Consider the following 26,129-nt stretch of genomic DNA (forward strand, 5'->3'; position numbering starts at 1 on the left):
GTCGGAGTGACCTGAAGGCCCGTTGTCAGACCCATGGTGAATGCTTGACGGTCCGACACCTCTGACGGGGAGATGCTGAGATGCGCAAGGACGAGATCGCCGCGGCGCAGGCGTATGTCCGCCTGCTGGAAGCCACCCGGGCCGCGCTCGCCGATCCGGATGACGCACCGTTGTACATACCGTTGCTCGCTTCGCCGATCGCGGAGGCCGACGAGGCGCTGACGAGCGCGGGGCTCTCGGGGAACGAGGAGCGACTGTTCTCGCTCGTACGGGCCCTCCGGCCGAGCCTGACCGGCTCCGAGCGCTGAGGGCCTGTCGGGGGCGCCGTGGGCGCGGCGCCCCCGGCGTGACTACGGGGTGCCGTACAGGAGCGAGCCCGGCGTGGTGAGGAGTTCGCCGGTCTCCAGCCAGGTCTTGAGGCCGGACAGGATCATCGGCCAGCCGCCGTACAGCTCTTCGAGCGCGTCCTCGCGCAGTTCGTCGTGGGTGACGGTCAGCCGGCAGGAGTCGCCGACGGGTTCGATCTCCCAGGTGACGCGGCTCGTCCCTTCGCCCTTCGCCTCCTCGCTCCAGAGCGCCACCATGCTCTGGACGAGCTTGCGAGGCGGGTCGACCTCCAGGTTCTCGCCTTCGCCCAGCGGGCCAGGTGCTCCGGGTGCGCTCATCTCGAAGCGTGACCCAGGCGTCCAGTCGGAAGTGACACCGGCGCCGAAGTTGTACTTGCTCCTGATGCCGGGATCGGTGATCGCTTCCCACAGGCGCTCGGGGGTGGTGCGGATGTAGATCTCGAAGACCTTCTGCATGGGATTCTCCAGCCGGCTCTTGAGGCCACTGAGCCCCGCGGCCCAGGGCTCCGCGTACTTGCTCACCCACCGGTCGTGGACGAGCCGAATGGGCACCGGGTTCAGGAAGTGCAGCTTCTCCCGGCCGCGTCGCCTGCTGACGACCAGACCGGCCGCCTCCAGCAGCTTGAGGTGCTTCATCACGGCGAACCGCGTGATGTCGAAGCGGGCCTCCAGCGCGCCCAGTGTCTGCCCGTCCTCGCGGAAGAGCTCGTCGAGCAGGCTGCGCCGGGTCGGATCGGCCAAGGCTTTGAACACCGCGTCCATACAGGCAAAAATATGTGACCTTTTGGTCACCTGTCAACCAGGGACCCACCGCCGGAAAGCGCCTGGGTCATGCACCTTTAGCCCGGGATGAATTGTTTCAAGTCAGAAAGAAGCCTGGCCAGCGGCTTGACTGGCCGAGCCCTCGAAACCTAGCGTACGTTCCCGATGAAACGATTCACATCCTCCGATCAGAACGGGTCGCCGGATGACTCTGCATACGAGGTGCTCATGTCTGATGTGTCGGCCGTCAAGGCAGCTCTGAAGTCCCAGGTGATCGAGACACCCTCGTGGGGCTACGGAAACTCCGGGACCCGTTTCAAGGTGTTCGCCCAGCCGGGCGTCCCGCGCGATCCGTTCGAGAAGCTGGAGGACGCCGCCCAGGTACACGCCTTCACCGGCGTGGCACCCAAGGTGTCCCTGCACATCCCTTGGGACAAGGTCGATGACTACGCCGCACTCACCCGGCGCGCCGATGACCTCGGGATGCGCATCGGAGCCATCAACTCCAACGTCTTCCAGGACGACGACTACAAGCTGGGCTCGGTGACCCACCCCGACCCGAAGGTCCGCCGCAAGGCCACGGACCACCTGCTGGAGTGCGTCGACATCATGGACGCCACGGGCTCCCCAGACCTCAAGCTGTGGTTCTCCGACGGCACCAACTACCCGGGCCAGGACGACATCGTGGCCCGCCAGGACCGGCTGGCCGAGGCGCTGGCCGAGGTGTACGGGCGGCTGGGCGGAGACCAGCGGATGCTGCTGGAGTACAAGCTCTTCGAGCCGGCCTTCTACACCATGGACGTGCCGGACTGGGGCACCGCGTACGCCCACTGCCTCAAGCTCGGACCGAAGGCACAGGTCGTCGTGGACACCGGCCACCACGCCCCCGGCACCAACATCGAGTTCATCGTCGCCCTCCTGCTCCGCGAGGGGAAGCTCGGAGCCTTCGACTTCAACTCCCGCTTCTACGCGGACGACGACCTGATGGCGGGCGCGGCCGACCCCTTCCAGCTGTTCCGGATCATGAGCGAGGTGGCCAGGAACGGCGGTCTCGACGCGGAGACGAACGTCAACTTCATGCTCGACCAGTGCCACAACATCGAGGCGAAGATCCCGGCCGTCATCCGCTCCGTCACCAATGTGCAGGAAGCGACCGCGAAGGCGCTCCTGATCGACGCCGAGGCCCTGGCCCAGGCGCAGCGCTCCGGCGACGTCCTCGGGTCCAACGGCGTCCTGATGGACGCCTTCAACACCGATGTACGGCCGCTGCTCGCCGAGGTGCGCGAGGAACTCGGGCTCGCGGCGGACCCCTTCTCCGCGTACCTCGCCTCCGGCAACCAGGAACGGATCGCCGCAGCACGGGTCGGCGGCGAGCAGGCCGGCTGGGGCGCCTGAGCCCTCTCCCGCACCTCACTTCACAGTCCGCACGCGCCCGCCCGGCCTCACCACCAAGGAATCCTCATGACGTCCGCGACACACGCCGAAGTCGCCGCTCTTCTGGAGCGCGCCCACCGGATCGGCTCGGACCCCCGCAACACGAACTACGCCGGCGGCAACACGTCGGCCAAGGCCTCGGCAGCCGATCCGGTCACCGGCGGCGAGACCGAGCTGCTCTGGGTCAAGGGCTCGGGGGGTGATCTCGGCACGCTCACCGAGTCCGGTCTCGCCGTGCTCCGCCTGGACCGGGTCCGCGCGCTCAAGGACGTGTATCCGGGGGTCGGGCGCGAGGACGAGATGGTGTCCGCGTTCGACTACTGCCTGCACGGCAAGGGCGGTGCCGCTCCGTCGATCGACACCGCGATGCACGCCCTGGTGGAGGCCGCGCACGTCGACCATCTGCACCCCGACTCGGGCATCGCGCTGGCGTGCTCCGCCGACGGCGAGAAGCTCACCGCGGAGTGCTTCGGCGACAAGGTGGCCTGGGTGGGCTGGCGCCGTCCGGGCTTCCAGCTGGGCCTGGACATCGCCGCGGTCAAGGAGGCCAGCCCGCAGGCCGTGGGCGTGATCCTGGGAGGGCACGGCATCACCGCCTGGGGCGACACGTCCGAGGAGTGCGAGCGCAACGCGCTCTGGATGATCCGTACGGCCGAGACGTTTCTCCAGGAGCGCGGCAGGGCGGAGCCGTTCGGCGCCGTTCTGGCCGGCCGCGCGGCCCTGCCGGACCCGCTGCGACGCGAACGGGCCGCCGCTCTCGCCCCGGTGATCCGCGGCCTCGCTTCGACCGACCGGGCCCAGGTCGGGCACTTCACGGACGCGGAGCCGGTGCTGGACTTCCTCTCCCGTGCCGAGCACCCCCGCCTCGCGGCCCTCGGAACCTCGTGCCCGGACCACTTCCTGCGCACCAAGGTCAGCCCTCTCGTACTCGACCTGCCCGCCGACGCTCCCCTGGACGAGGCGGTGACGCGCCTGAAGGAACTGCACGCGGAATACCGGGAGGCGTACCGCGCGTACTACGAGCGGCACGCCACCCCGGACTCCCCCGCCATGCGCGGCGCGGACCCCGCGATCGTGCTGGTCCCCGGGGTCGGCATGTTCTCGTTCGGCAAGGACAAGCAGACCGCCCGGGTCGCCGGAGAGTTCTATCTGAACGCCATCAACGTGATGCGCGGTGCGGAGGCCGTCTCCTCGTACGCGCCGATCGAGGAGTCCGAGAAGTTCCGCATCGAGTACTGGGAGCTGGAGGAGGCCAAGCTGCGGCGGATGCCGAAGGCGAAGGCGCTGGCCGCCCGGGTGGCTCTCGTCACCGGAGCGGGTTCCGGCATCGGCAGGGCCATCGCTCAGCGGCTGGTCGCCGAGGGCGCGTGTGTCGTGGTCGCCGATGTCGACGCGGAGAACGCCGCCGCGGTCGCCGAGGAGCTCGGCGGGCCCGACAAGGCCGTCGCGGTGACGGTCGACGTCACCGGTGAGGAACAGATCGCCGACGCCTTCGCCTCGGCCGTGCTGGCCTTCGGCGGTGTCGATCTCGTCGTGAACAATGCAGGCATCTCGATCTCGAAGCCGTTGCTGGAGACCACGGCACGGGACTGGGATCTCCAGCACGACATCATGGCGCGCGGCTCGTTCCTCGTCTCGCGCGAGGCGGCCCGGGTGATGCTGGCGCAGAACCTCGGCGGGGACATCATCTACATCGCTTCCAAGAACGCGGTGTTCGCCGGGCCCAACAACATCGCCTACTCGGCCACCAAGGCCGACCAGGCCCACCAGGTACGTCTCCTGGCCGCCGAACTCGGGGAGCACGGCATCCGCGTCAACGGGATCAACCCCGATGGCGTGGTGCGCGGTTCCGGCATCTTCGCCGCGGGCTGGGGTGCCCAGCGCGCGGCGACGTACGGCATCGAGGAGGAGAAACTCGGTGAGTTCTATGCCCAGCGGACCCTGCTCAAGCGCGAGGTCCTTCCCGAGCACGTTGCCAATGCCGTCTTCGCCCTGACCGGCGGCGACCTCACGCACACCACCGGCCTCCACATTCCCGTCGACGCCGGTGTGGCGGCGGCCTTCCTGCGCTGACCACGTGCGATGAGCCGCACCTGCCCTGTCGCCGCCCCGGCGCGCCGTCCGGCGTTGCGGAGCAGGCTGCGGCGGTGCGGCTCCGCCCGGATCGGATGAGTTGAGCGATGCCAGCGACTTCACGACACGACGCGGTCTTCGCCGCCGTGGACCTCGGTGCCACCAGCGGCCGGGTCATCACGGGCCGGGCCGGACCCGACACCCTCCTGCTGACCGAGGCACACCGCTTCCCCAACACTCCGGTGCGGCTGCCCGACGGGCTGCGCTGGGACGTACTCGCCCTGTACCAGGGTGTGCTGGACGGACTGCGTGCAGCGGGGCGGCAGGGCCCGGTGACATCCATCGGGATCGACACCTGGGCGGTGGACTACGGGCTCCTCGACGCCGACGGGGCCTTGCTCGGGCTGCCGTTCCACTACCGGGACAGCCGCAACGGCGCCGCCGCCGCGCGAGTGCTCGCGCGCTGCGGCGCGCAGGAGTTGTACGCGGTGAATGGGCTGCAGCATCTTCCCTTCAACACGCTGTTCCAACTGACGGCTCACCGGTCGACGGCGCAGTGGCGGGCGGCCCGGAAGCTTCTGCTGATGCCGGACCTCCTGGTCCACTGGCTGACCGGCTCGGTGGGTACGGAGATCACCAACGCCTCCACGACCGGTCTCTTCGACGCGCGCAGCGGCACATGGTCCGACGCGTTGATCGGCCGGCTGGGGCTGGAGCGTTCGCTGTTCCCTCCGCTGCGCGAACCGGGCGACCCCGCGGGGACGCTGCTGCCGCACGTAGCGGAGTTCACGGGGCTGCCCTCGGACACGCCGGTCACGACGGTCGCCTCGCACGACACGGCTTCGGCGGTCGCCGCCGTACCGGCTTCCGAGCCCGGTTTCGCGTACGTCTCGTGCGGCACCTGGTCCCTGGCCGGGCTCGAACTCGGCGCGCCGGTTCTGTCCGACCGCTCCCGGGCGGCGAACTTCACCAATGAGCGCGGGGTCGACGGGACGGTCCGATATCTCCGCAACATCATGGGCATGTGGCTGCTTGAGGAGTGCCGGCGTGCCTGGGAACGGGAGGGTACTGCTCCGGGCCTGGCGCAACTGCTCGCCGACGCGGCGAGGGCGCGGCCCTTCGCCGCGATTCTGGACCCGGACGACGCGGACTTCCTGGCTCCGGGTGACATGCCGGCCCGGATCGACTCCTTCCTCCTGCGGACCGGGCAGACACCGCCGGACAGCCTCGGCGGCTATGTGCGCTGTGTGCTGGAGAGCCTGGCGCTTGCGCATCACCGGACCCTGTCGCAGGCCGCGGAGCTGGCGGGACGCGAAGTGACCCGCATCCATCTGGTCGGTGGTGGTTCACGCAACGAGCTGTTGTGCCAGTGGACCGCCGACGCGACCGGTCTGCCGGTGACGGCCGGGCCTGCCGAGGCGACGGCTCTGGGCAACGTCCTGCTCCAGGCCCGGGCTCATGGGCTGGTGGGCGACCTGGCCGACATGCGCCGGCTGGTCGCCCGTACGCAGGACCTGCGCCACTACACGCCCCGGGGCGATCGGCGGGAATGGACCCGTGCGGCGGCGCGGCTGGAGGCCCGTTGAGCGGCCCTGTCCTCTACGCGGGAGTGACGAGGCCCAGTTCCTGGTCGCCGAGCGGCGCGAAGTAGCGGGCGACGTCGGCTTCGGCGACGTCCGCGAGCGCGGCGGGCTGCCACCTGGGGTTCCGGTCCTTGTCGATGATCTGTGCGCGTACGCCCTCCACGAGGTCGGGTGCGGTGAAGGCCCGGCAGGAGACGCGGTACTCCTGGGCGAGCGCGGCTTCCAGGCTGTCGAGGCGACCGGCCCGGCGTACGGCGGCCAGTGTCACCTTGAGGGCGGTGGGTGATTTGGCGAGAAGTACCTCGGCGGTCTCCTTCGCGGCGGTCACACCGCTGGCGTTGAGCCGGTCGATGATCTCCTCGACGGTGTCGGCGGCGTAGCAGGTGTCGATCCATGCGCGGTGGGTATCGAGTTCGCCTTCGGGCGCATCGGACGCGAAGCGCAGCACCGTCGGCACCACGTCGTCGGGGTGGTTGCTCCCGGCGAGTGCCTCGGTGAGTGCGGGCAGCCGCTCCGAGGGGACGAAGTGGTCGGCGAGCCCGCACAGCACTGCGTCCGCCGCGCCGACGGCCTGCCCGGTGAGTGCCAGATGGGTACCGAGCTCGCCGGGCGCCGCCGCCAGGAGGCGGGTGCCGCCCACGTCGGGGACGAAGCCGATGCCCGTCTCGGGCATGGCGACACGGGAGCGCTCCGTGACGACGCGGACATCGCCGTGGGCCGAGACGCCCACGCCGCCACCCATCACGATGCCGTCCATGAGTGCGACGTACGGCTTGGGGAATCGGGCGATGCGGGCGTTGAGGTGGTATTCGTCGCGCCAGAACATCAGGGAGGCCTCGCCTCCGGCACGTGCGTCGTCATGGATGGACCGGATGTCCCCTCCGGCGCACAGTCCCCGCTCCCCTGCCCCGCTGATCACTACCGCGACCACCGCTTCGTCCTGTTCGGCGGCGGTCAGGCCTTCGTCCACGAGCCGCACCATGGCGTGGGTCAGGGCGTTGAGAGCCCGGGGCCGGTTGAGCGTGATGTGCAGGATGCGGCCTTCGGTGTCCAGCAGGACGGTGTCGTCGTTCATCTGTGCGCTCCCGGTCAGGGCCTGGGCGTGTCTTCCGCCCGCCGTGGACGATCTCTCCCGGTCATTCTGCGACGGCGGTCACCGGGCCCGGACAGCGGGTGACCGCCTCGCGCCGCGATTCAGAGTGCCTTGTGCATGATGTGCAGCCCGACATATCCCTTGACCGGATGGTTGAAGCCCTCGGGCAGTGTCCCCAGCACCTCGAAACCGAGCGACCGGTAGAGACGCACGGCGTGGACGTTCGTCTCGACGACGGCGTTGAACTGCATCGCCCGGAAGCCCGCGGCGCGGGCCCAGTCCACGCTGTACTCGCACAGGGCACGGCCTACGCCCTTGCCCGAATGGGCGGGGTCGACCATGTAGCTGGCGCTGGCGATGTGCGAGCCGTTCCCCATGTGGTTGCGGTTCATCTTGGCCGTGCCGAGGACGGCCCCGGAGTCGTCGACGGCGACCACGGCACGGCTCGGCGCCTGCACGAGCCACCACTCCCGTGCGTCGTCCCGGGAAAGGCCGACGGGGTAGGTGAACGTCTCGCCCGCGGCGACGATCTCGTGGAAGAACGGCCAGATCGCGGCCCAGTCCTCGGTAGTGGCTTCCCTGATCAACATGGGGAACACAATGCCCGTTCACTTCGTCGGCCGCGAATTTTTTCCCGTGGGAGCGGCGGCTGCCAGGGCGGCTTCCGGCGAGGTCACGCGCCTGCGCAGCCCCAGCCGGGCCAACAGGCCTGGCCCTGAGGCCCGTTCGGTGACCGGCTCCGAAGATGCCATCTCCGCCGGCGCCCGCCGCGCTGCCGGTCCTGCCACCTCCGCCGGCAGATCCGCCCGCCCCGGTGCACGTCGGCCGACGCGGTCCTCCCCCGGACGTGGGGCGGCCCTGGTCTCCCGTGCCCGGTCGAGCTCCAGAGTGAGATTGACCCGACGCCACAGGATCTCGTCCGGATCGTCGGCGAGCATCAACTGCGCCATGATTTCGCGCCCGCTGACCGAACCCGGGCGTCCGAACACCGGCTCCGGCCTGACCCTGGCGAGATGGGCGCGCTCGTACGGATCGTCGACCACCTCCGCCAGCTGCACCGCATCGAGCGCGGAAGCCTGCACCGAGGCACGCACCCACGAGTCCTCGGTGCTGCTCAGCAGCCTGTCGATCCTGCCCGATCGCCAGTTGCGCGCCCGCCAGTCGATGCCTGCCTCCAGCATCGTGCGCATCCCGACCGGACTCCTGCCGGCCAGGAGCCCGGGCTCCCGCCTGGCGAAGCGGGCGACGTCCTCGGCGAGATAGAGCCACACCACCACGCGGTAGCGATTGAGGTAGAACGAGACCGGCGAGAGGCAGCCCACCCGGGCCAGGCGCGTGACGCGGACCGGACTGATTCCGAGCAGGCCGGCCGCCTCCGCCGTCCCCACCGTCCGCACCCGGTCACGCAGCGCTTCAGGAAAGCCGGGCTGCGCCCGCAGGCGAGCGATCTCCTCGCGGGAGACCCTGGGCCGCCCGCCGCCGTGTCCCGCGATCACGCCGATCAGCCCGAGATGCACGGCCAGCTCGAACTCACCTCGCCTCAGCTCCAGTTGCTGCGCCGCACGGCTCGCGGCCACCGTGGACGCGACGCCCGCCTCGGCGTCAACGACACTCCCTGCGGCGTGTCCGCGCGTAGTTTCCGTAAGGGCCATGACTGTCCTCCCCCGTGAGGCTCGAATACTCTGTGTGACCAAAGTAGCCCGGAGGGGACTCTCCCCGTTCGGCCTGTGGATAACTTCCGGGCCGAACGGAGGGCTTACGGAGAACCGACAGACCGCACAGGAATAGTCACAGGTCAGAGGCGCTGAGGGCCGCCAACGCTCCCGTTACGGGTCGCCACCCCGAGATGCTCGCCCACCCGGTTCACGAGCAGAGTCATCTCGTAGGCGACCTGGCCGACATCCGCCTCCGCGGCGCTCAGTACGCACAGGCAGCTTCCTTCGCCCGCGGCCGTCACGAACAGCAACGCCTCGTCGAACTCCACCATGGTCTGCCGCGCGCGTCCGGCCCTGAAGTGCCGTCCCGATCCACGGGCCAGGCTGTGCAGACCCGACGACACCGCTGCGAGGTGTTCCGCGTCCTCGCGTGCCAGTCCCGTGCTCGCTCCGGTCACGAGCCCGTCGTTGGACAGCACCAGTGCGTGCCGTACGTGCTCCACCCGGCCGGTCAGGTCGTCAAGGAGCCAGTCAAGTCCCCGGTCCAACGCCATGCGTTCGTCCTCCCCGCTCATACGTTCCCCACATCGCGCGTAAGCCTTGCCTACCGCTCCCCTACGGGCAAGCGTCTCCCGTTCACCGGGGCGCCTCTTCGCGCCACACCTTTCCCGGTCCCAAGATGACTCCATGGCACACCACATGACCCAGGACGCGTGGCATTCCTTCGTTTCACAGGGCACACGCACAGGCAAGGTGTCGACGGTTCGGGCCGACGGAAGCCCTCACATCGCTCCCGTCTGGTTTCTGCTCGACGGTGACGACCTCGTCTTCAACACCGGTAAGAAAAGCGTGAAAGGACGCAATCTGGCCCGTGACGGGCGGGTGGCGGTGTGCGTCGACGACGACCGTCCGCCTTTCGCGTTCGTCGTGCTCCAGGGGCATGTCGAGCTGAGCGAGGACCCCGCCGAGCTGCGGCACTGGGCGACCCGGATCGCGGCTCGCTACATGGGCCGGGAAGCGGCGGAGGAGTTCGGCGAGCGCAACGGCGTGCCCGGCGAACTCGTCGTGCGCGTCCGCGTGGACAAGGTGCTGGCGATGGCCGCCGTCGCCGACTGACGGCAGCCCTTCGCCGCGCTCGGAACCGAAGGTACGCGTCCGGATCGGGCACGATCCGGACGGGTGAACCTAACCCACGGAGTCGAGAAGGCGGGCCGTGTGCATCCGCCCGGCGTACTCGACCATGCGGATCAGGACTTCCTTTCCGGAGTCGCGGTCGCGCGCGTCGCACAGCACGACCGGCGTTCCCTGATCGAGGTCCAGAGCCCGCGACACATCCTGCGCCCCATAGGTGCGGGCGCCCGGGAAACAGTTCACGGCGACGACGAACGGGATGTGGCGGTGCTCGAAGTAGTCGACGGCCGGAAAGCAGTCCTCCAGGCGCCTGGTGTCGGCGAGGACCACCGCACCCAGCGCGCCCTGCGACAGCTCGTCCCACAGGAACCAGAAGCGGTCCTGCCCCGGTGTGCCGAACAGGTAGAGCGACAGACCGGATCTGATGGTGATGCGGCCGAAGTCCATGGCGACGGTCGTGGTGGTCTTCTGGTCGACACCACCGGTGTCGTCGACCGTCTGTCCGGCTTCACTGAGCAGCTCCTCGGTCCTCAGTGGCCGAATCTCGCTGACGGCGCCGACCAGGGTGGTCTTGCCGACCCCGAATCCGCCGGCGACCAGAATCTTCAGGGCGAGGGCGGTGGACTCGCCGCCTTCCTCGCCACCCGCACTGTCAGCGTTTCCCACGTGCTCGGGGGGCATCGATCACTTCTCTCACGCATGAGCCTCAAGATGCGGAAGTGCTGGTCAACGCCATCTTGTGGAGCTCGGTCGAGTGTCTTCGGGTATCAGTACGACAGCAGCAGCGGAAGGAGCGGGCCTCGGTACGCGCACAGCATGGCAAGCAAGTGACCCGCCCCGAAGGGGGTGATCGGTTTTGATCGACCGAAGGTCGCGCGTTGCTCATATGTGGTCGTAATTCGAATCTGGATGTCCGAAACCAGAGGGTCGACTTCTCGCCAGTCGGACGCGGTGCTCACAGTGCCCGGAGGCCGTCGATCACCTCGCGCAGAATCCGCTCGTTGGGCAGCTGTGCGGGCGGTACGGGGCGACTGACCCGCACGTGACCCGCTTCGAGCAGGTCGCCGAGCAGCACCCGCACCACGCCGACCGGCAGGTCGGCGTCGGCGGCGAGTTCGGCGACCGACTGCGTCTCGCTGCGGCACAGCGTGAGCATCGCCCGGTGCTCGGGGCCGAGAAGGGACTCGTCGGCCCGGCCGGGAGTGGTGTCGGCGATGTCCACGAGTGCGATCAGGTCGAAACGCACCCCGCTGGGCCCGGGATCGGTACGGCCTCCGGTCATCGCGTACGGACGGACGAGCGGGCCCGCTTCGGCGTCGTACCACTGGCTGCCCGGCACGGCCTCCTCGTCGGCCTTCTCGCGCGACGGGTAGCGGGCGTGGGCCCCGAGGGGCATACGGGGTGCCTTCGAGCGGTCGGGTTCCTCGGTCATGCTCATGTCTCCGTCCCGTCAGCCCGCCGTGCGGGGCCCGACGAGCCGCGGCGGGGTCCGCAGGTGCTCGCCGACCCGTTTGACGAGACGTGCCATCTCGTACGCCACCAGTCCGATGTCGGCGGCGGCGGTGCTCAGCACCGCGAGGCACGAGCCGTCCCCGGCCGCGGCCACGAAGAGGAAACCGTCGTCCATCTCGACCATCGTCTGGCGCACTCCCCCGGCCCCGAAGTGCCGGCCGGCCCCCTTGGCGAGGCTGTGGAAGCCGGAGGCCACCGCCGCGAGGTGCTCGGCGTCCTCACGGCTCAGCGCGCTGGAGGCACCGACGGCGAGGCCGTCGCTGGAGAGCACGACGACGTGCCGTACCTCCCCGACCCTCGTCACCATGTCGTCCAGCAGCCAGTCGAGCTCGCCGGAGCGCCGCGACCCCGCCGTCCATTCGTTCACGGTCATGCCTGGTCTCCTTCGACGGGGTGGTGGGGTCCGGTGTGCGGCCGGGGTCGAGCGGGGGCGGTGTGCGAGGCCTTGTGTCCGGGGGCGGGGCCACCACCGCGGACCCATCCGTCGCGGTAGGCGGTCATGCGGTCGCGGGCCTGCTCCGGGGTGCGCTCGGCGGGAGAGGACGCTCCGTCGGTACCCTCCCGGGGCGGCTCGGGGCGTGGCTCCTCGCGCAGTTGGGGTACGAGGCTGGCCTGCCGTACACGACGGGGCAGGTCACTCTCGTCGTCCCCGTCCGTCACCTCCGGAGTGTGGGTGAGCGGAGCGCGAGGGGCTCGGTCCGGCCGGTCGGTGAAGCGCGGGCGTGCCGGCTTGGCCTCCTCCGCCGTTCTCGGGCGCTGACGCCGGCGCAGGCTGGTGACGGGCGCCGACCGTGGGTCCGGTGCGGACTCGATGGCGGGGACGGCGACCGGGGCGGGGAACGCGGTGGCGCGCGGGCGCCTCGGGCGTGGGTCCGGCAACTCCGCGTCGTTCCGGCCCGCCGTCGCCGCCACCGGTCCGGTGTCCGCCGCGGCGGGCTTCTCGCCCGCGGGCAGTTCGCTCGGCAGCAGGGCGGTCGGCACCAGGACCACAGCGGTCGTCCCTCCGTACGGCGAGGTGCGCAGCTTGACCTTGATGTGGTGGCGGGCCGAGAGACGGCTCACGACGAAGAGGCCCAGCCGGTCGCTGTCGAAGAGGTCGAGGGTCTCGGACTGTTCGATCCTCCGGTTGGCCTGGGCGAGCAGTTCGCCGCCCATGCCGAGCCCCCGGTCCTCGATCTCCAGCGCGTAGCCGTTGCCCACGGGTTCGCCACTGATCCGGACCTTGGTGTGCGGTGGCGAGAACTGTGCGGCGTTCTCGATGAGTTCGGCGAGCAGATGGGTCAGGTCGGCGACGGCGTCGCCCTTCACCGCCGCGTCGGGCAGCTGACGTACCTCGACGCGCGCGTAGTCCTCGATCTCGGAGACGGCAGCGCGTACGACGTTGGTCAGCGGGACCGGCATCCGCCAGGCGCGTCCGGGGGCCGATCCCGAGAGGATGATCAGGCTCTCGGCATGCCGGCGCATACGGGTGGTCAGGTGGTCGAGCCGGAAGAGGTCGCCGAGTTCGTTGGGGTCCTCGGCACGGCGCTCCATGCCGTCCAGCAGGTTGAGCTGGCGGTGGACGAGGACCTGGCTGCGGCGGGCGAGGTTGACGAAGACGCCGGAGATGCCGCTCGCGAGTTCGGCGCGTTCGACGGCGGCGCTGAGCGCGGCGCGGTGGACGGTGTCGAGCGCCTCGCCGACCTGGCCGATCTCGTCGTTCGTGGACCGTCCCGGCGGTGCCTCGGCCTCGATGTCGAGTTCTTCGCCCTCCCGCAGGCGCTGCATGGCATGCGGAAGTTTGCGCCGGGCGATCTCCAGGGCGCTGTTGCGCAGGCTCACGAGTTCGACGACGAGCGCCCGGCCGATGCGTACGGAGATGACGAGCGAGGCGGCCACGGCGACGAACCCGAAGAGGACGGCCGCACCGGCGGGGCTCAGGAGTCCGCCCGCCAGCGGATCTGCGCGGTGGGCCGCGAGGCGCGCGGCGCCCGTCTCGATCGCGCGGAGTTCGCCCCGTACGGTTTCGGCGTCCCTTCCCCAGTCGGCGGGTACCGCCTGTGCGGCCTTGCGGCCGGACCGGGCGGCCAGCACCTTCTCCTCGGCCGCCTGGATGCCGCGGTACGCGTCCTGGCCGGTGAGGGACCGCCATGTCCGGCCCGCGGCGGCGGGAAGGTCGGCGCCGGCCGAGTCGGCGAGGCTCCGGCGGCTCTCGACGGCTCCTGTGAAACGGCGGAGCGCCAGGCCGTCGAGGGCGCCGGTGAGGGCCGATGTGGCGAGCAGCGCGTCTTCGCGGGCCAGCATCTCGCCGGCCCGGCTCAGTTCGAGGAGGACCCGGGCGTCGGAGCCGAGGTCGGAGTCCTGGACGCCGGTCAGCGCACCCGATACACCGAACGCCGCGGTGATGGTCTCGGTGTACTGCGTGTACGCGGCTTCCTGTTCGGCTTCCTTGTCGCGGGTTCCGTCCCTGGGCGGGCTCAGCAGGCGGGCGCGCAGCGCGGCGAGCGGCCTGGATCGGTCCAGGAAGGTGGTGAGCCGGTCCGCGACCCCGGCGGGGAGTCCGCCCGCGTCGGCGATCGTGTGGTTCTCGCCGAGCCGGAGTTCGGCGAGTGCGGTGTCGGTGCGCCGGGACTGCTGCCGGAGTTCGGCGGCGTGCCCCTGGTCGGGGGCGACGAGCTGGCGCAGTGCCGCCTTGCGTTCCGCCTGCAGCGCCTCGACCGCTCCCGACACGGGCCCCCGCACGGTGGAGTCCACGCGCTGCGACTGACGCAGGCGGGCCACGTCCTGGGCCGTGGTGACCGTGGCGAAGCCCCACAGGGCGAGCAGGGAGACGACGGGCACCATGAGCAGCGAGATGATCTTGGCCCGTACGGTCCGGGGGCGCAGGGACAGCCGACGTGACTCGGTCTGTTCCTCGGACGCGTGCGCCCATGCCTCCCGCTCATGGCGTTCGTCTGCCGGCGGCCCTGCGTGCGCGCGCCGTCCTCGCGTCGGTGGCGCGGACCGGTCGGCGGGCGGGCCGTTCTCCGGGGTCGTGCGGGGTTGGCGCATGGCCTCCTCGTTCCGGTGTGAGCTCTGTGTGACGCGTGGTGCGGGTGCCGCGTCCGCCTTCGGGGGAAGCGGATACGGGCGGTCGGGAGCGGGCGGGTATGTCAGGGGGACGGGGCGGCCTGCGCCTCCGTCGGATTGCGCAGGGAGTCGGATGGACGCGCGCCGGACCGTTCGGCGGAGACGTAGGCGGCGCGCTCCCGCACCGTCGGCGAGAGGGCGACGAAGGCGGAGGTGAGGAAGAGGTAGGAGCCGAGGCCGACGGCGAGCGGGAAGATGAACTGCATGACCGTGGCGCCGGGCAGCCGGCCTCCCGACGGGACGACACCGACGTCGACGGCGAACATCCCGGTGTAGTGCATGCTGCTCACCGCTGCCCCCATGACGAGCGAGGCGAGGGCGACGGCGCCCGGTGTCTTGATGTTGACGGCGGCCCACAGGGCGGCGGTGGCCGCGACGACGGCGATCACGACGGAGAGCGTCACCATGAGCGGGTCGTAGCGGATCGTGCCGTGCAGTCGTAGGGCTGCCATGCCGATGTAGTGCATGGAGGCGACGCCGAGGCCGGTGGTGAGCCCTCCGATCAGCAGCGCCTGGGGCCGGCCTCGGCCGTAGCCGACGGCGAAGACGCCCGCCCCGACCATGACCATGGCGATCAGCAGGCTGAGCAGGGTGAGGGGCACGTTGTAGCGGATCTCCGTGCCCGTGACGCCGAATCCGAGCATCGCGACGAAGTGCATCGTCCAGATGCCCGTGCCGATGGCGGAGGCGGCCGTGAGCAGCCAGTTGCGCCGCGACGGTCCGTTCGTGTTCAGCGCACGCACGGTGCAGCGCAGCCCGAGCGCGGCTCCGATGGATGCCATCGCGTACGACAGCGCGGGTGTCAGCCAGCCGAAGGTGGCGTGATCCAGATGTCCCATAAATCGGGGACGTTAGTCCGATAGGGGGCGCCCGACGGGGGCTCAGTTCGAAAGCTGATGGAATATGACAGAGAGATGTTCCCGAACGATCAGGCAACGCGCGAACATGCACGCCGTTGCTTGTCGTCTCGTTCAGATTCGGACTGCGCAATCACGTCCGTATGGCCGATGACCGCACACACGTACAGGAATTCTTCACCGTCCGGGCCGCCGACTGGGACAGCCGTTTTCCGGACGACGGACCTGCGTACGCGGCCGCCGTCGAGGCCCTCGGACTGCGGCACGGCGACGCGGTACTCGACGCGGGCTGCGGTACGGGGCGCGCCCTGGCCGCCCTGCGCGAGGCAGTGGGCCCTGGGGGCACCGTTCTGGGCGTGGATCTCACACCCGCCATGCTGGAGACCGCTGTTCGCGCCGGACGTGACCGCAGTGGCGCCCTGCTCCTCGCCGACGCCGAACGACTGCCGCTGCGGGAGGGAGTGCTCGACGCGGTGTTCGCGGCGGGCCTCGTCTCCCACCTCACGCACCCCGGACCGGCCCTGCTGGAGCTGGCGCGCGTGGTGCGGCCCGGTGGTCAGCTGGCCCTCTTCCATCCGGTCGGCCGCGCCGCGCTCGCGGCACGGCACGGCCGGGCGCTCACCGACGACGACCTGCGGGCCGAGCCCGTCCTGCGCCCCCTGCTCGCCGGCTCGGGATGGCGCCTGAGCACCTACGTCGACGAGGACGAGCGATTCCTCGTGCGTGCCGTACGCGTGGACTGACCCGGCCACACCTCACTCACGGCGCGCGGCCATGGCTGCCACCAGCGCGGCGGGCCGGTCGAACATGACGCAGTGCGCCGCGCCCGGAACGGTGAGCACTCTGACTCCGGAGTCCATCAGTTCGTCGGCGCCCGGTAGTTCACCGCTCAGAGCTCCCTGCAGATAGGTCCGCTCCGCCGTCGACTCCATGAGCATCCGGCGCATGGTGGGCTCCGTGCCACGGATCAGCCCGACCGCGCTGCGGTGCAGTGCGAGCGGGTCCGTGAGCCGCATGGTCGCGGCCCACAAGGGACTCACCCGCTCCAGAACCCGGGCGAAGCCTCCGCCGTACACGAAGGCTTCCTCCGTCCACGAACCGATGCCGCTGCTCCCGCTCGTCGCCGGCGGAGCGGGATCGAGGTTGGCCTCGGTCAGCACCAGACGTGCGACCAGGTCGGGCCGGCGGTGGGCCAGCACGACGGCCACCGCTCCGCCCATGCTGTGGCCGACGAGCTCCGCGCCCCGCACGCCCGCTTCGTCCAGGACGACTGCCAGCGCGCCGGCATGGTCCTCCAGGGTGTACCCGAAGTCCGCCGGACGGTCACTGGTTCCGTGCCCCGGCAGGTCGACGAAGAGTGACCTACGCCCCGCGAGCGCCGGGTCGGCGGCGATATGGGCGTGGTACGCGGCGGACATCGCGCCGAGTCCGTGCACGTAGACCGTCGCCGTTCCGTCGCGGTCCGGGCTCTTCCCCGACTCCGTCCACCGGATCCTGCTGCCGTGCTCGTCGAACTTCGCCTCGTTCATCAGCCCGCTCCTCCGCCCTCGCTCCACCGGGTCCGCCGCTCGCACCGTCCGCGGCAGGACCCGACCATACATCGGTGCCGATGTATTCCGCCATCGATGTATCACGCAATCGCTGTACGTCGGCGTGCGGCAGAATGCGGCCATGCTGGAGCTCGCCATCCTCGGATTTCTGTACGCCGCCCCTCTGCACGGCTACGAGCTGCGCAAACGCATCACGGCCCTCACCGGGCACGTGCGGCCGGTCGCGGAGAGCACGCTCTATCCGGCGATCAAACGGCTGGAGAAGTCGGGTCTGCTGGTCCGCGAGACCCGACCGGGCGCGACAGCGGCCCCCCGCCATGAGCTCACCCTGACGGACGAGGGCAGGGCGGAGCTGCTCCGGCGGCTCGCGCAGCCCGCGCGCGGCGACATCACCGACGAGAACCGCTGGTTCGGCATCCTGGCGTTCCTCCGCCATCTGCAGGACCCCGCGGCGCAGGCGGCTGTCCTGCGGCAGCGGCTGGAGTTCCTGGAGGAGCCCGCGAGCTTCTTCTACGAGGGTGACCGGCCGCTGCGCGCGGAGGAGGTGGACGATCCGTTCCGGCGGGGCATCCTCACCATCGCCCGGGCGACCAGCGAGGCGGAACTGCGGTGGCTGCGCGCCACCCTGGAGTCACTCGGCCGGAGCGTCTGACCCGCGTACGTGCGCGGCCGGGCAGCCGCGGACGCCCGGGACGGGGAACGTGCCGAGTGCGGCCACCTCGTAGCCGTCCGGATATCCCTTGATCTCCGGGTTCTGGCGTGCGTAGTGCGCCGTGGAGCGGGGCGGCAGGAGGCGTACGACCCGGGCCCGCAGGCGGAGTGCGCCGCGGGTCAGCCTCCGGGCGACGCGCCCCGGCCGCTCGTACCGGAAGGCACGCAGCAGCGGGTCGTCCAGGAGGGCGAGGACGGCACCGCGCACGACGCGGGCGAGAGGGCTGGGGTACCAGGTGGCGATCAGCGCGAGGGTGGCGTCGGACACCTGGCGCCCGCCCTCGTCCCAGCCGAAGTGCGCGTCCTCGTAGGCGTCGAGCGTGCGCTCGAAGTCCTCGTACGTCCGGGGCACGTCCTTGATGCCCATATGGGCACCGAGCGTCCGGTAGTAGACGGCGATGGCGGTGAGCTCGTGGCGTGACAGTTTGCGCCATCCATAGGTGTCCAGCCAGCGCTTCGGCATGACGACGAACGTGCACAGGACATAACGCATGTCGTCGTTGCCGATGTCGTAACTTCGGTGCATCTGGTTGATCCGCCGGACGGCCGTGCGCCCGGCCTCGCCGGTGAATCCGTGCTCGACCACGGTGTCCAGGAGCAGCGCGGTGTCGTCGTATCTCTTCTGCGAACGCTCCGTCAGTTCCGCTGTCGCGGCCAGGAGTCGGCCGATGCTGGGGATCGCGTAGGTGCGGTAGAGGGCGAGTTCGAGGGCGCGCGTGACGTCCCAGGGGAACTCGTACGCCACGGTCAGCCGGTAGATCTCCAGGAAGTCCCGCTCCGGGTCGAGCTGCTGGATCTCCTTGAGCCGGTCGTACCGCTTCGCCATGCTGTCCCCCGTCGTCGGCCGGACGCCCACCATACGAGGAGACGGGCGGAGCGGTCGCCACGCGCGCGGTGCGCTCCTGAGCGTCTCTACCCGGCCCCGGGCCACGCATTCCGCCGGCCCGCCGCCGGCTGTCCCCGGTGGCGGGCCGGTCGTCAGGGCCTCGACGATGGGGTTACCGACTGGTTAAGGTGCGGGCCGACAGATCAAGCCATGACCAGGACGAGGAGGGCACTGTGGCCGGGACGCAAGACACGGTCGCCGATGACGACGCACTGTATGTGCTGACCGCGGTGCTGTTGACGCCTGCGCAGTTCCCCAGCGTGCTCGGTGACGACTACGTGGCCGCGTGCGACGCGCTGGCCCTCGAACCGTTCGCCGAGGGGTACGGCCTCGTGCTGGGCCAGGACGGCGGCGGGGCCCGCTGGACCGTGGTCGTCGACGACGTCTCCCTGGTCGCGGTCGCGATCGCCTCCTGGGACTGCGGCATGGAGTACGACCTCTCGCCGGACGACCGCTCGGTGGTCTGCGCGCTGCCGGGCTGGCCGCTCGCGGTCGCGGTCGCCGCGCCGGATGTCCCCGCCCCGCACGACCCGCTGCCCGACCCCGAGGCCGAGGGCGAGGAGCCGCTTCCGCTGGCGCCCCCGGACACGCAGACCTGGGGGCCCGCCCAGCGCCGCCAGGGCGCGGACGAGGTCGCCGCGCAGTGGGCGGCGTGGCGCGAGCAGGTGGACGACGAGACGGCGTTCGGGCGGTCTGTGAAGGACGTCGCCGAGGAGGCGGAGACCGAACAGGGACGGAAGGACGCGCCCGCTCAGGAGGGCTCGGAGGATGTGCGGCCCGACCAGGAGGCGTCCGAGGACGGACAGAAGGGCTCCGACGGGCCCGAGGGTGCGGGCGACGGTCCCGCGCCGTCCGGCCGTCACCCCGGCGTACGGAGGGTTCTGGACGAGGCCCGGGCCTATATCGCCGATCCCCCACCGCCCGGCCGCATTCGGTCGGGGTTCGCACCGGGCGGGGCCCGCACCTTGCGCGTCGACGGTCCCGGATGGTCGCTGGTCGCGAGGACCGACGACATCGCCTTCGCCCTGTTGGACGAGGAACCGGGTGAGGTGCTGCCCATCGGACGCGGTCCCGAACTGCCTGGTCTGCTGACGGCTCTCGATGGCATGGCCCTCCGGCCGGCCTGAGCAACGCCTCTCGTCGGAGCCGGGCAGCGGCCCCAAGGCAGCACCGAAACCGCTTCGTCCTCCCGGACCGCTCAGGCTGAGCCAGGAGAGGCAGGGCGGACCGCTCCGGAGTATGCGATTCGGCGCCACCCGTAGGACGGGCGGCGCCGAATCGTGAACTGCCGTCTGCGGGTCAGCGGCCGATCTGCTTGCGGCCGGCCCTGCGGAGCCTGCGTCGCTGGGACGGATCGAGCATCAGATACCCCACGGCGGGCACCCCGATCAGCACGAGCAGGGCCCACCAGAATCCGATGAGCGGCCACAGGACGGCTGCCGCGAGAACTCCACCGAGAGCGATCTTTGCACCGTTGGACATGGTCCTGCCTCCTTCGCGGCCCGAGCCGCTCCTGCTGTGAGAACGCTCGTTGGGCGCCCATCGGTTCCAGCATCAGTTCCGGGGAACCGCTCCTACCGCAGCGGCTCGCCGACCTCGTGCATGTGGCTCAGCGCCTGCCGGTAGGACTCGATGAGTCCGGTCTCGGCGTACGGCATACCGATCGCCTCGCAGTGGGCCTTGACCAGCGGCTGGGCGAGGCGCAGGTGGGGGCGGGGCATGCTCGGGAAGAGGTGGTGCTCTATCTGGTAGTTCAGCCCGCCCAGGAACCAGTCGGTGAGGACCGATCCCCGGACGTTGCGCGAGGTCACGACCTGGCGCTTGAGGTGACCCCAGCGCTCACCGTCCGGGTCGGGCATCTCCATGCCCTTGTGGTTCGGCGCGAAGGCCATACCCAGGTGGAGACCGAACAGCGCGTGGTGCACCAGGGCGAAGACGACGGCCTTGCCGAGCGACATGGTGGTCAGCAGCAGCGTCGCGTACAGAGCGAGGTGGCTGACCATCAGCGCGCCCGAGACGAGGCGTTCGCGCATGGGCTGGCTGCGCAGGAACTGGAAGCCGGAGATCTTGAGTGCGATGCCTTCGAGGAGCAGCATCGGGAAGAAGAGCCGCGCCTGGTTACGCGTGAGCCAGCGCGCGAATCCTTCTCGCTGCGCCGCCTGGTTCTGCGTCCAGACCAGCGCGCCGACCCCGACGTCGGGGTCCTTGTCGATGTGGTTGGGGTTGGCGTGGTGACGATTGTGCTTGTCGTTCCACCACGCCTCGTTCATACCGAGGAGGAGGTTGGAGTGCACCAGTCCGATGTTCCGGCTCGTCCTGCGGTTCCCGGATATCTGAGAGTGCCCGGCGTCGTGTCCGACGAAGGCCATCCGGGCCCAGACCAGGGCCAGCGGCAGCGCGAGGAGCAGGGACCACCAGGTGTTGCCGAGGAGGGCGAGGCCGGTGATCACGGCTCCGAGCGCGACGAAGTTGACGGCGATACCCGCCGCGTACCAGCCGGTGCGACGCTCCAGGAGCCCCTGGCCTCTGACCGCGCGCAGGAGGGGCGCGAAGTCGCTCCCGGTGGTCCCGGAGGCGGTGGAGTCGCCGAGATTCTCGGAGTCGCCGGGCACCTCCGATCCGTCGCGAGCGTGTTCAGCAACGGTGGCTACCGCCTGGGGCATGACGTCTCCGGTCTCTGGGCATCTGCGCTGACCTCATGAAACGTACGGATGGGAGGCCCGCGGCAGCCATGACGCCACCACCCGGCCTTGTCGGGGGTATGCCCCCCGACCCGGTGGTGGTGCCGACTGCACCACGAGTCCCTGAAGGCAGAAATGAGTGACCTGGATCACAGCGCATTTCTCCCGGAAGGTGCCTCGGGTGGAGTACCCTCGGCGACCCCGGCCCCACTAGTCAAATTTGAGGAATCTGACATCGCTGTGCACAGGCTTCCTGCGGAAACGCTTTCCGAGATCTCTGAACTGTCCCGCTGCTCCGCAGTCTTCCTCCCCGCGGATCCGGCCCGTACCGGCCTGATCGCGTTCTGGAACCCGGACGGTAGCACCCCTCCCCGGACGCCCGGGATTCCGCGGGAACTGACCGTCGTCGGGGCGGACGGAGAACCGTACGAGGTACCGGCCGTGCTCCTGTCCGTACGGGACGCCCTCCCCGTACTCACGCGGGCGCGGGCGGGCGCGCACGCCTCCCCCGCTGCGGCGTTCTGGGGCGCGGCGAGCCTGTTGGCCCTCCAACTCACCGCACGCGGACTGCTGCTGCCGGGACTGAGCCCCACCGATCACGACGCCTGGCGGGCCGGCCCGTTGACGGCGGACGACTTCGACGCGATCAGGACCCTCGCGGCGGCCATGCCGCCGACCGCGCACGCGGTCCCGCTCGACGAAGCGGCCGAGCCCGTTCTGCTGGCCGAACCGGAAGCTCTGCTGCGCGCCTTTCTCGACGCCGTGGCCGACTCCCTTCCGCGTACACCCGCCGCCCCTCTGGCCACCGGAAACCCTGCGTTCGCGGCTCAGGAACCGCAGAAGTGCGCTGATCAGCGCGGGTGGGCCGCCGATGTGGCGGCCGGTCACGACGCGGGCGTCCGACTGTCCCTGCGCATCGAGGTCTCGGGGATCGGTGAGCCCGAAGACAACACAAGCGGAATGGCGGGCGAAGCATCCGTCGGACCTTCGTTCCGGGCCGTTCTGCAGATCCACAGCGTCAGCGATCCGACACTCGTCGCCGATGCGGCCGACGTCTGGGCGGGCGCCGCGCCGACGGCCGCGGCCTTCGGCCCGCGGGCCCGGATGGACGCCCTGCTCGCCCTGCGCCGCGCCGCGCGTGCGTGGCCGCCCCTCACACCGCTGCTCTCGGCCGCGGTGCCGGACTCCGTGGAACCCGCGGACGAGGAGATCGGCGAACTGCTGGGGCCCGCCGCGCGGGCTCTCGCAGCGACCGGCGTCCAGGTCCACTGGCCCAAGGAGCTGGCTCGCAAGCTCACCGCCCGTGCGGTGATCGGACCCGTCGGCCCGCACGAGGGCGACGACGGCCAGGACGGTGCAAAGGGTCCCGTTCGCACGGCCTCGGACACACCCTCCTTCCTCTCCGCCGACGCGCTCCTCGCGTTCAACTGGTGGTTCGCGCTCGGCGACCAGAAGCTCACCAGGGAAGAGCTCGACCGCCTCGCGGAAGCGGGCAGGCCGGTGGTCCGCCTCCGCGACCAGTGGGTGCTCATCGATCCGGAGGAAGCCAGGCGCGCCCGCGAGACGCAGGACCGCAAGGTCACGACCATCGACGCGCTCGGCGCGGCCCTCACCGGCACCACCGAGATCGACGGCCGCCGCGTCGAGGTGGCCGCGACAGGTTGGCTCCAGCAGCTGCGCGACCGGCTCGCCGATCCGGAATCGGGCGGGAACCAGACGATCGGCCAGCCCGGCGCCCTCACCGCGACCTTGCGCGACTACCAGCTCCGCGGTCTGAACTGGCTCAACACCATGACGTCCCTCGGACTCGGCGGCTGCCTCGCCGACGACATGGGGCTGGGCAAGACGATCACGCTGATCGCCCTGCATCTGCACCGCCAGGGCGACGAAACCGCCGCCGGCCCGACGCTGGTGGTGTGCCCGACGTCCCTGATGGGCAACTGGCAGCGCGAGATCGAGAAGTTCGCGCCCGGCACACCCGTACGCCGCTTCCACGGCGCTTCGCGCTCGTTGGACGGGCTGGCCGCCGGGGAGTTCGTCCTCACCACGTACGGCACGATGCGGCTGGACGCTCCGCGGCTCGCCGGGGCCGAGTGGGGCATGGTCGTCGCCGACGAGGCGCAGCACGTCAAGAACCCGTACTCCGCGACCGCCAAACAGCTCCGGACCATCGGGGCGCGCGCCCGTGTCGCGCTCACCGGGACCCCGGTGGAGAACAACCTCTCCGAGCTGTGGGCCATCCTCGACTGGACGACGCCCGGTCTGCTCGGCCGGCTGGGCACCTTCCGCACGCGGTACGCGAGCGCCGTCGAAGGCGGGAACGACCCGGGAGCCGCCGAGCGGCTGGCCACGCTCGTGCGCCCGTTCCTGCTGCGCCGCCGGAAGTCGGACCCGGGCATCGCCCCGGAACTGCCGCCCAAGACCGAGACGGACCGTGCGGTGTCGCTGACCGCCGAACAGACCGGTCTGTACGAGGCGGTGGTACGGGAGACACTGGCCGAGATCTCCGGCGCCGACGGCTTCGCGCGCCGAGGGCTCGTCGTGAAGCTGCTGACCGCGCTCAAGCAGATCTGCAACCACCCCGCGCAGTACCTCAAGGAGGAACGGCCGCGCATCGCGGACCGGTCGGGGAAGGTCGAACTGCTCGACGAGCTCCTCGACACGATCCTGGCCGAGGACGCGAGTGTGCTGGTGTTCACCCAGTACGTGCAGATGGCCCGGCTGCTGGAACAGCATCTGGCGGTGCGCGGAGTTCGTACCCAGTTCCTGCACGGTGGTACGCCGGTCGCCGAGCGCGAGGCCATGGTGAACCGGTTCCAGGCGGGTGAGGCGCCGGTCTTCCTGCTGTCGCTGAAGGCAGCAGGTACCGGACTCAACCTGACCCGGGCCGGCCACGTCGTGCACTTCGACCGCTGGTGGAATCCTGCGGTCGAGGCCCAGGCCACGGACCGCGCGTACCGGATCGGTCAGACCCAGCCGGTGCAGGTGCACCGGCTGATCGCCGAGGGCACCATCGAGGACCGGATCGCCGAGATGCTGGTCCGCAAGCAGGGCCTGGCGGACTCGGTACTCGGTTCCGGCGAGACGGCGCTCACCGAGCTGACCGATGCGGAACTGGCCGATCTGGTGGAACTGCGAGGGGGCGCCCGATGAGCGACCGATACGAGACGGACGACGAGTACGACGAGCAGGGCATCCCCACCGGAGAGGAGCGGGGCATCCCCGCGAGACAGGAACCGGAGCGCACCTTCGCCGCTCTGCCGCCCGCCAACGGCCGTGGGTTCGCGACGTCCTGGTGGGGACAGGCGTGGCTGAAGGCCCTGGAGGACACGGCGCTCGACGGCGAGCAGCTCAAGAGGGGCCGCAGGCTGGCCCGCGAGGGCAGGGTCGGCGCGGTGTCGGTACGGCCCGGTCGGATCACGGCGGTCGTCCAGGACCGGGACTCGACGGCGTACCGCAGTGATGTGCTGCTCCAGCAGCTGAGCGACGAGGAGTGGGACCGCTTCCTGGACATGGCGGTCGACCGGGCGGGGCATATCGCCGCGCTGCTCGACCGGGAGATGGCACCGCATCTCGTGGAGGACGCCGCGGCTGCCGGGGTGGACCTGCTGCCGGGGATCGGGGACCTGGAGCCGGAGTGCACGTGTGAGGCATGGGACCACTGCCCGCACACCGGGGCACTTTGCTACCAGGTGGCGCGGCTGCTGGACCAGGACCCGTTCGTCCTGCTCCTGATGCGCGGCCGCGACGAGCGCCGGCTTCTGGACGAGCTCCAGGCCCGCAGCGCGGCCAGGGCCGTCCAAGGCGTGCCCGCGTCGTCGTCCCCGTCGGCGCGGGAAAGGTCGGGGGCGGGGGTCGGGGCACTGGAGGCGTTCGCCGCCCGGGACATCCTGCCTCCGCTGCCCGCCGAACCCGCGCCGCCTTCCGAGCCCGGGCAGGCGCCTTCGCTGGACACGGAGGCCGGCCCCGCACCGGGCCTCGACCCGGCGGCGCTGGAACTCCTGGTGAGCGACACCGCTGTACGGGCGTACCGGATGCTCGTGGACGCGCTGGCCGATGGGCACGAACTGCAGCCGCTGGCGGTGCAGTTGACGGTCGCGCAGGATGCCGTGCGGCTGGCGGCCGATGCCCGGCCGGAGCCGCGGATCGCGGCCCGCATCGCCGAGGGTGCGGGGCGGCAGCGTGCCGACCTCGACGCGGCGGTGCGCGCCTGGAAGTACGGCGGGCCCGCGGCGCTGGCCGTCCTCGACGAGGAGTGGGAGCCGGACCCCGAGTCCCTGGCACGGGCGCGCACGCGGCTCGCCGAGGCGTGGGAGGAGGGCGAACGGCCGCGGTTGAGAGCCGGACGAAGCCGTTGGACGGTCGCGGGCGCCGATGTCCAGCTCAGGTACGGGCCGGACGGCCGCTGGTGGCCGTACCGCAAGGAGCGGGGACGCTGGATGCCCGTGGGCCCGGCGGACAACGACCCGTCGGGCGCACTGGCGGGCGCACTGCCGGAGGGATAGGCAGCCGTGCGGGGGTATTGACGGCGAGCTGCGAGGCGTTCAGGCCGGTGCGGGAGGGGCCTCAGCGGGAAGCTGCGAGGCTGCGCTCCCGGCCGGTGCGGGAGCGGCCGGCGGGACGCTGCGGCGTGGTGTTCCGGTCCGGTTCGGGGGTGTCGTCACCGGGCCGGAGAACACCACCTTGCGCCACGACGCCGTCCTGCGGACCGGTACCGGATGGCGCCGCCGCGCCGCCACAGCGTTG

Annotated in this window: 24 protein-coding genes; 10 read left to right on the forward strand and 14 right to left on the reverse strand. The window is 70.7% G+C overall.

Annotation, left to right across the window (positions count from 1 at the left end):
• The first annotated feature begins 80 nt into the window (after nt 1-80).
• On the forward strand, nt 81-308 hold the full coding sequence (locus AB0C82_RS23775) for a hypothetical protein (RefSeq protein ID WP_362845419.1): 228 nt from the start codon (nt 81-83) through the stop codon (nt 306-308).
• A gap of 42 nt (nt 309-350) precedes the next feature.
• Here the strand turns inward: AB0C82_RS23775 and AB0C82_RS23780 are convergent, their stop codons facing one another.
• The gene (locus AB0C82_RS23780; RefSeq protein WP_362845421.1) at nt 351-1,109 is read right to left on the reverse strand and encodes a metalloregulator ArsR/SmtB family transcription factor; all 759 of its coding nucleotides are present in this window, start codon (nt 1,107-1,109) and stop codon (nt 351-353) included.
• Between the two features lie 228 nt (nt 1,110-1,337).
• Here AB0C82_RS23780 and rhaI point away from each other — a divergent pair, with 228 nt between their 5' ends.
• The 3 genes from rhaI to AB0C82_RS23795 all read left to right on the forward strand — a co-directional run bounded on the left by rhaI (nt 1,338) and on the right by AB0C82_RS23795 (nt 6,202).
• The gene (gene rhaI / locus AB0C82_RS23785; RefSeq protein ID WP_362845423.1) at nt 1,338-2,504 is read left to right on the forward strand and encodes an L-rhamnose isomerase; all 1,167 of its coding nucleotides are present in this window, start codon (nt 1,338-1,340) and stop codon (nt 2,502-2,504) included.
• Nucleotides 2,505-2,570: 66 nt separating this feature from the next.
• On the forward strand, nt 2,571-4,616 hold the full coding sequence (locus AB0C82_RS23790) for a bifunctional aldolase/short-chain dehydrogenase (protein ID WP_362845425.1): 2,046 nt from the start codon (nt 2,571-2,573) through the stop codon (nt 4,614-4,616).
• A 107-nt stretch (nt 4,617-4,723) separates the two neighbouring features.
• Nucleotides 4,724-6,202 carry a rhamnulokinase family protein gene (locus AB0C82_RS23795; protein WP_362845426.1) on the forward strand — a complete coding sequence of 493 codons (1,479 nt, stop codon included), beginning with the start codon at nt 4,724-4,726 and terminating at the stop codon, nt 6,200-6,202.
• A gap of 13 nt (nt 6,203-6,215) precedes the next feature.
• Here AB0C82_RS23795 and AB0C82_RS23800 read toward each other — a convergent pair whose 3' ends face one another.
• The 4 genes from AB0C82_RS23800 to AB0C82_RS23815 all read right to left on the reverse strand — a co-directional run bounded on the left by AB0C82_RS23800 (nt 6,216) and on the right by AB0C82_RS23815 (nt 9,501).
• Complete coding sequence (locus tag AB0C82_RS23800) at nt 6,216-7,274, reverse strand: enoyl-CoA hydratase/isomerase family protein (protein ID WP_362845428.1); 1,059 nt, start codon at nt 7,272-7,274, stop codon at nt 6,216-6,218.
• A gap of 119 nt (nt 7,275-7,393) precedes the next feature.
• A complete protein-coding gene (locus AB0C82_RS23805) occupies nt 7,394-7,882 on the reverse strand; it encodes a GNAT family N-acetyltransferase (protein WP_362845430.1) in 489 nt (162 codons plus the stop codon).
• An 18-nt stretch (nt 7,883-7,900) separates the two neighbouring features.
• Nucleotides 7,901-8,944, reverse strand: coding sequence for a DUF6397 family protein (locus AB0C82_RS23810; protein WP_362845432.1), 1,044 nt, complete (start codon nt 8,942-8,944; stop codon nt 7,901-7,903).
• A 143-nt stretch (nt 8,945-9,087) separates the two neighbouring features.
• Entirely contained in the window at nt 9,088-9,501 is a 414-nt protein-coding gene (locus tag AB0C82_RS23815; RefSeq protein WP_362845434.1) for a roadblock/LC7 domain-containing protein, read from the reverse strand.
• A 133-nt stretch (nt 9,502-9,634) separates the two neighbouring features.
• Here AB0C82_RS23815 and AB0C82_RS23820 point away from each other — a divergent pair, with 133 nt between their 5' ends.
• A complete protein-coding gene (locus AB0C82_RS23820) occupies nt 9,635-10,063 on the forward strand; it encodes a PPOX class F420-dependent oxidoreductase (protein WP_362845436.1) in 429 nt (142 codons plus the stop codon).
• Nucleotides 10,064-10,132: 69 nt separating this feature from the next.
• Here the strand turns inward: AB0C82_RS23820 and AB0C82_RS23825 are convergent, their stop codons facing one another.
• From AB0C82_RS23825 to AB0C82_RS23845, 5 genes are all read right to left on the reverse strand, one after another.
• Nucleotides 10,133-10,759, reverse strand: coding sequence for an ATP/GTP-binding protein (locus AB0C82_RS23825; protein ID WP_362845438.1), 627 nt, complete (start codon nt 10,757-10,759; stop codon nt 10,133-10,135).
• Nucleotides 10,760-11,033: 274 nt separating this feature from the next.
• On the reverse strand, nt 11,034-11,474 hold the full coding sequence (locus tag AB0C82_RS23830; protein WP_362845947.1) for a DUF742 domain-containing protein: 441 nt from the start codon (nt 11,472-11,474) through the stop codon (nt 11,034-11,036).
• A 54-nt stretch (nt 11,475-11,528) separates the two neighbouring features.
• Nucleotides 11,529-11,963, reverse strand: coding sequence for a roadblock/LC7 domain-containing protein (locus tag AB0C82_RS23835; RefSeq protein WP_362845440.1), 435 nt, complete (start codon nt 11,961-11,963; stop codon nt 11,529-11,531).
• Nucleotides 11,960-14,620, reverse strand: coding sequence for a nitrate- and nitrite sensing domain-containing protein (locus tag AB0C82_RS23840; RefSeq protein ID WP_362845442.1), 2,661 nt, complete (start codon nt 14,618-14,620; stop codon nt 11,960-11,962). Before AB0C82_RS23840 ends, AB0C82_RS23835 begins: the two co-directional genes overlap by 4 nt.
• Before the next feature lie 101 nt (nt 14,621-14,721).
• A complete protein-coding gene (locus tag AB0C82_RS23845; protein WP_362845444.1) occupies nt 14,722-15,537 on the reverse strand; it encodes an MHYT domain-containing protein in 816 nt (271 codons plus the stop codon).
• A gap of 161 nt (nt 15,538-15,698) precedes the next feature.
• On the opposite strand from AB0C82_RS23845, the gene AB0C82_RS23850 reads away from it, so the two are divergent.
• Nucleotides 15,699-16,298: a class I SAM-dependent methyltransferase gene (locus AB0C82_RS23850; RefSeq protein ID WP_362845446.1), complete on the forward strand. Its 600-nt coding sequence runs from the start codon at nt 15,699-15,701 to the stop codon at nt 16,296-16,298.
• Nucleotides 16,299-16,310: 12 nt separating this feature from the next.
• Here the strand turns inward: AB0C82_RS23850 and AB0C82_RS23855 are convergent, their stop codons facing one another.
• Nucleotides 16,311-17,084: an alpha/beta fold hydrolase gene (locus tag AB0C82_RS23855; protein ID WP_362845448.1), complete on the reverse strand. Its 774-nt coding sequence runs from the start codon at nt 17,082-17,084 to the stop codon at nt 16,311-16,313.
• A 142-nt stretch (nt 17,085-17,226) separates the two neighbouring features.
• Here AB0C82_RS23855 and AB0C82_RS23860 point away from each other — a divergent pair, with 142 nt between their 5' ends.
• Complete coding sequence (locus AB0C82_RS23860) at nt 17,227-17,757, forward strand: PadR family transcriptional regulator (protein ID WP_362845450.1); 531 nt, start codon at nt 17,227-17,229, stop codon at nt 17,755-17,757.
• On the opposite strand, the gene AB0C82_RS23865 is transcribed toward AB0C82_RS23860, so the two are convergent.
• On the reverse strand, nt 17,737-18,642 hold the full coding sequence (locus AB0C82_RS23865) for an oxygenase MpaB family protein (RefSeq protein ID WP_362845452.1): 906 nt from the start codon (nt 18,640-18,642) through the stop codon (nt 17,737-17,739). The genes AB0C82_RS23860 and AB0C82_RS23865 overlap by 21 nt on opposite strands.
• Nucleotides 18,643-18,875: 233 nt before the next feature.
• Between AB0C82_RS23865 and AB0C82_RS23870 the strand changes: the two genes are divergently transcribed.
• Complete coding sequence (locus tag AB0C82_RS23870) at nt 18,876-19,829, forward strand: hypothetical protein (protein WP_362845454.1); 954 nt, start codon at nt 18,876-18,878, stop codon at nt 19,827-19,829.
• 172 nt (nt 19,830-20,001) lie between these two features.
• Here AB0C82_RS23870 and AB0C82_RS23875 read toward each other — a convergent pair whose 3' ends face one another.
• Both AB0C82_RS23875 and AB0C82_RS23880 read right to left on the reverse strand, forming a co-directional pair.
• Nucleotides 20,002-20,184 carry a hypothetical protein gene (locus AB0C82_RS23875; RefSeq protein WP_362845456.1) on the reverse strand — a complete coding sequence of 61 codons (183 nt, stop codon included), beginning with the start codon at nt 20,182-20,184 and terminating at the stop codon, nt 20,002-20,004.
• Between the two features lie 92 nt (nt 20,185-20,276).
• Nucleotides 20,277-21,365, reverse strand: a complete 1,089-nt coding sequence (locus AB0C82_RS23880; RefSeq protein ID WP_362845458.1) for an acyl-CoA desaturase — start codon at nt 21,363-21,365, stop codon at nt 20,277-20,279.
• 258 nt (nt 21,366-21,623) lie between these two features.
• On the opposite strand from AB0C82_RS23880, the gene AB0C82_RS23885 reads away from it, so the two are divergent.
• Nucleotides 21,624-24,536 (forward strand): DEAD/DEAH box helicase, encoded by a 2,913-nt coding sequence (locus AB0C82_RS23885; RefSeq protein WP_362845460.1) that lies wholly within the window; start codon nt 21,624-21,626, stop codon nt 24,534-24,536.
• Entirely contained in the window at nt 24,533-25,888 is a 1,356-nt protein-coding gene (locus AB0C82_RS23890; RefSeq protein ID WP_362845462.1) for an SWF or SNF family helicase, read from the forward strand. The genes AB0C82_RS23885 and AB0C82_RS23890 overlap by 4 nt, the downstream gene beginning before the upstream one ends.
• Nucleotides 25,889-26,129 lie beyond the last annotated feature (241 nt).

Origin of the sequence: Streptomyces sp. NPDC048560 (genome assembly GCF_040650955.1) — a bacterium.
Classification (GTDB): Bacteria; Actinomycetota; Actinomycetes; order Streptomycetales; family Streptomycetaceae; genus Streptomyces.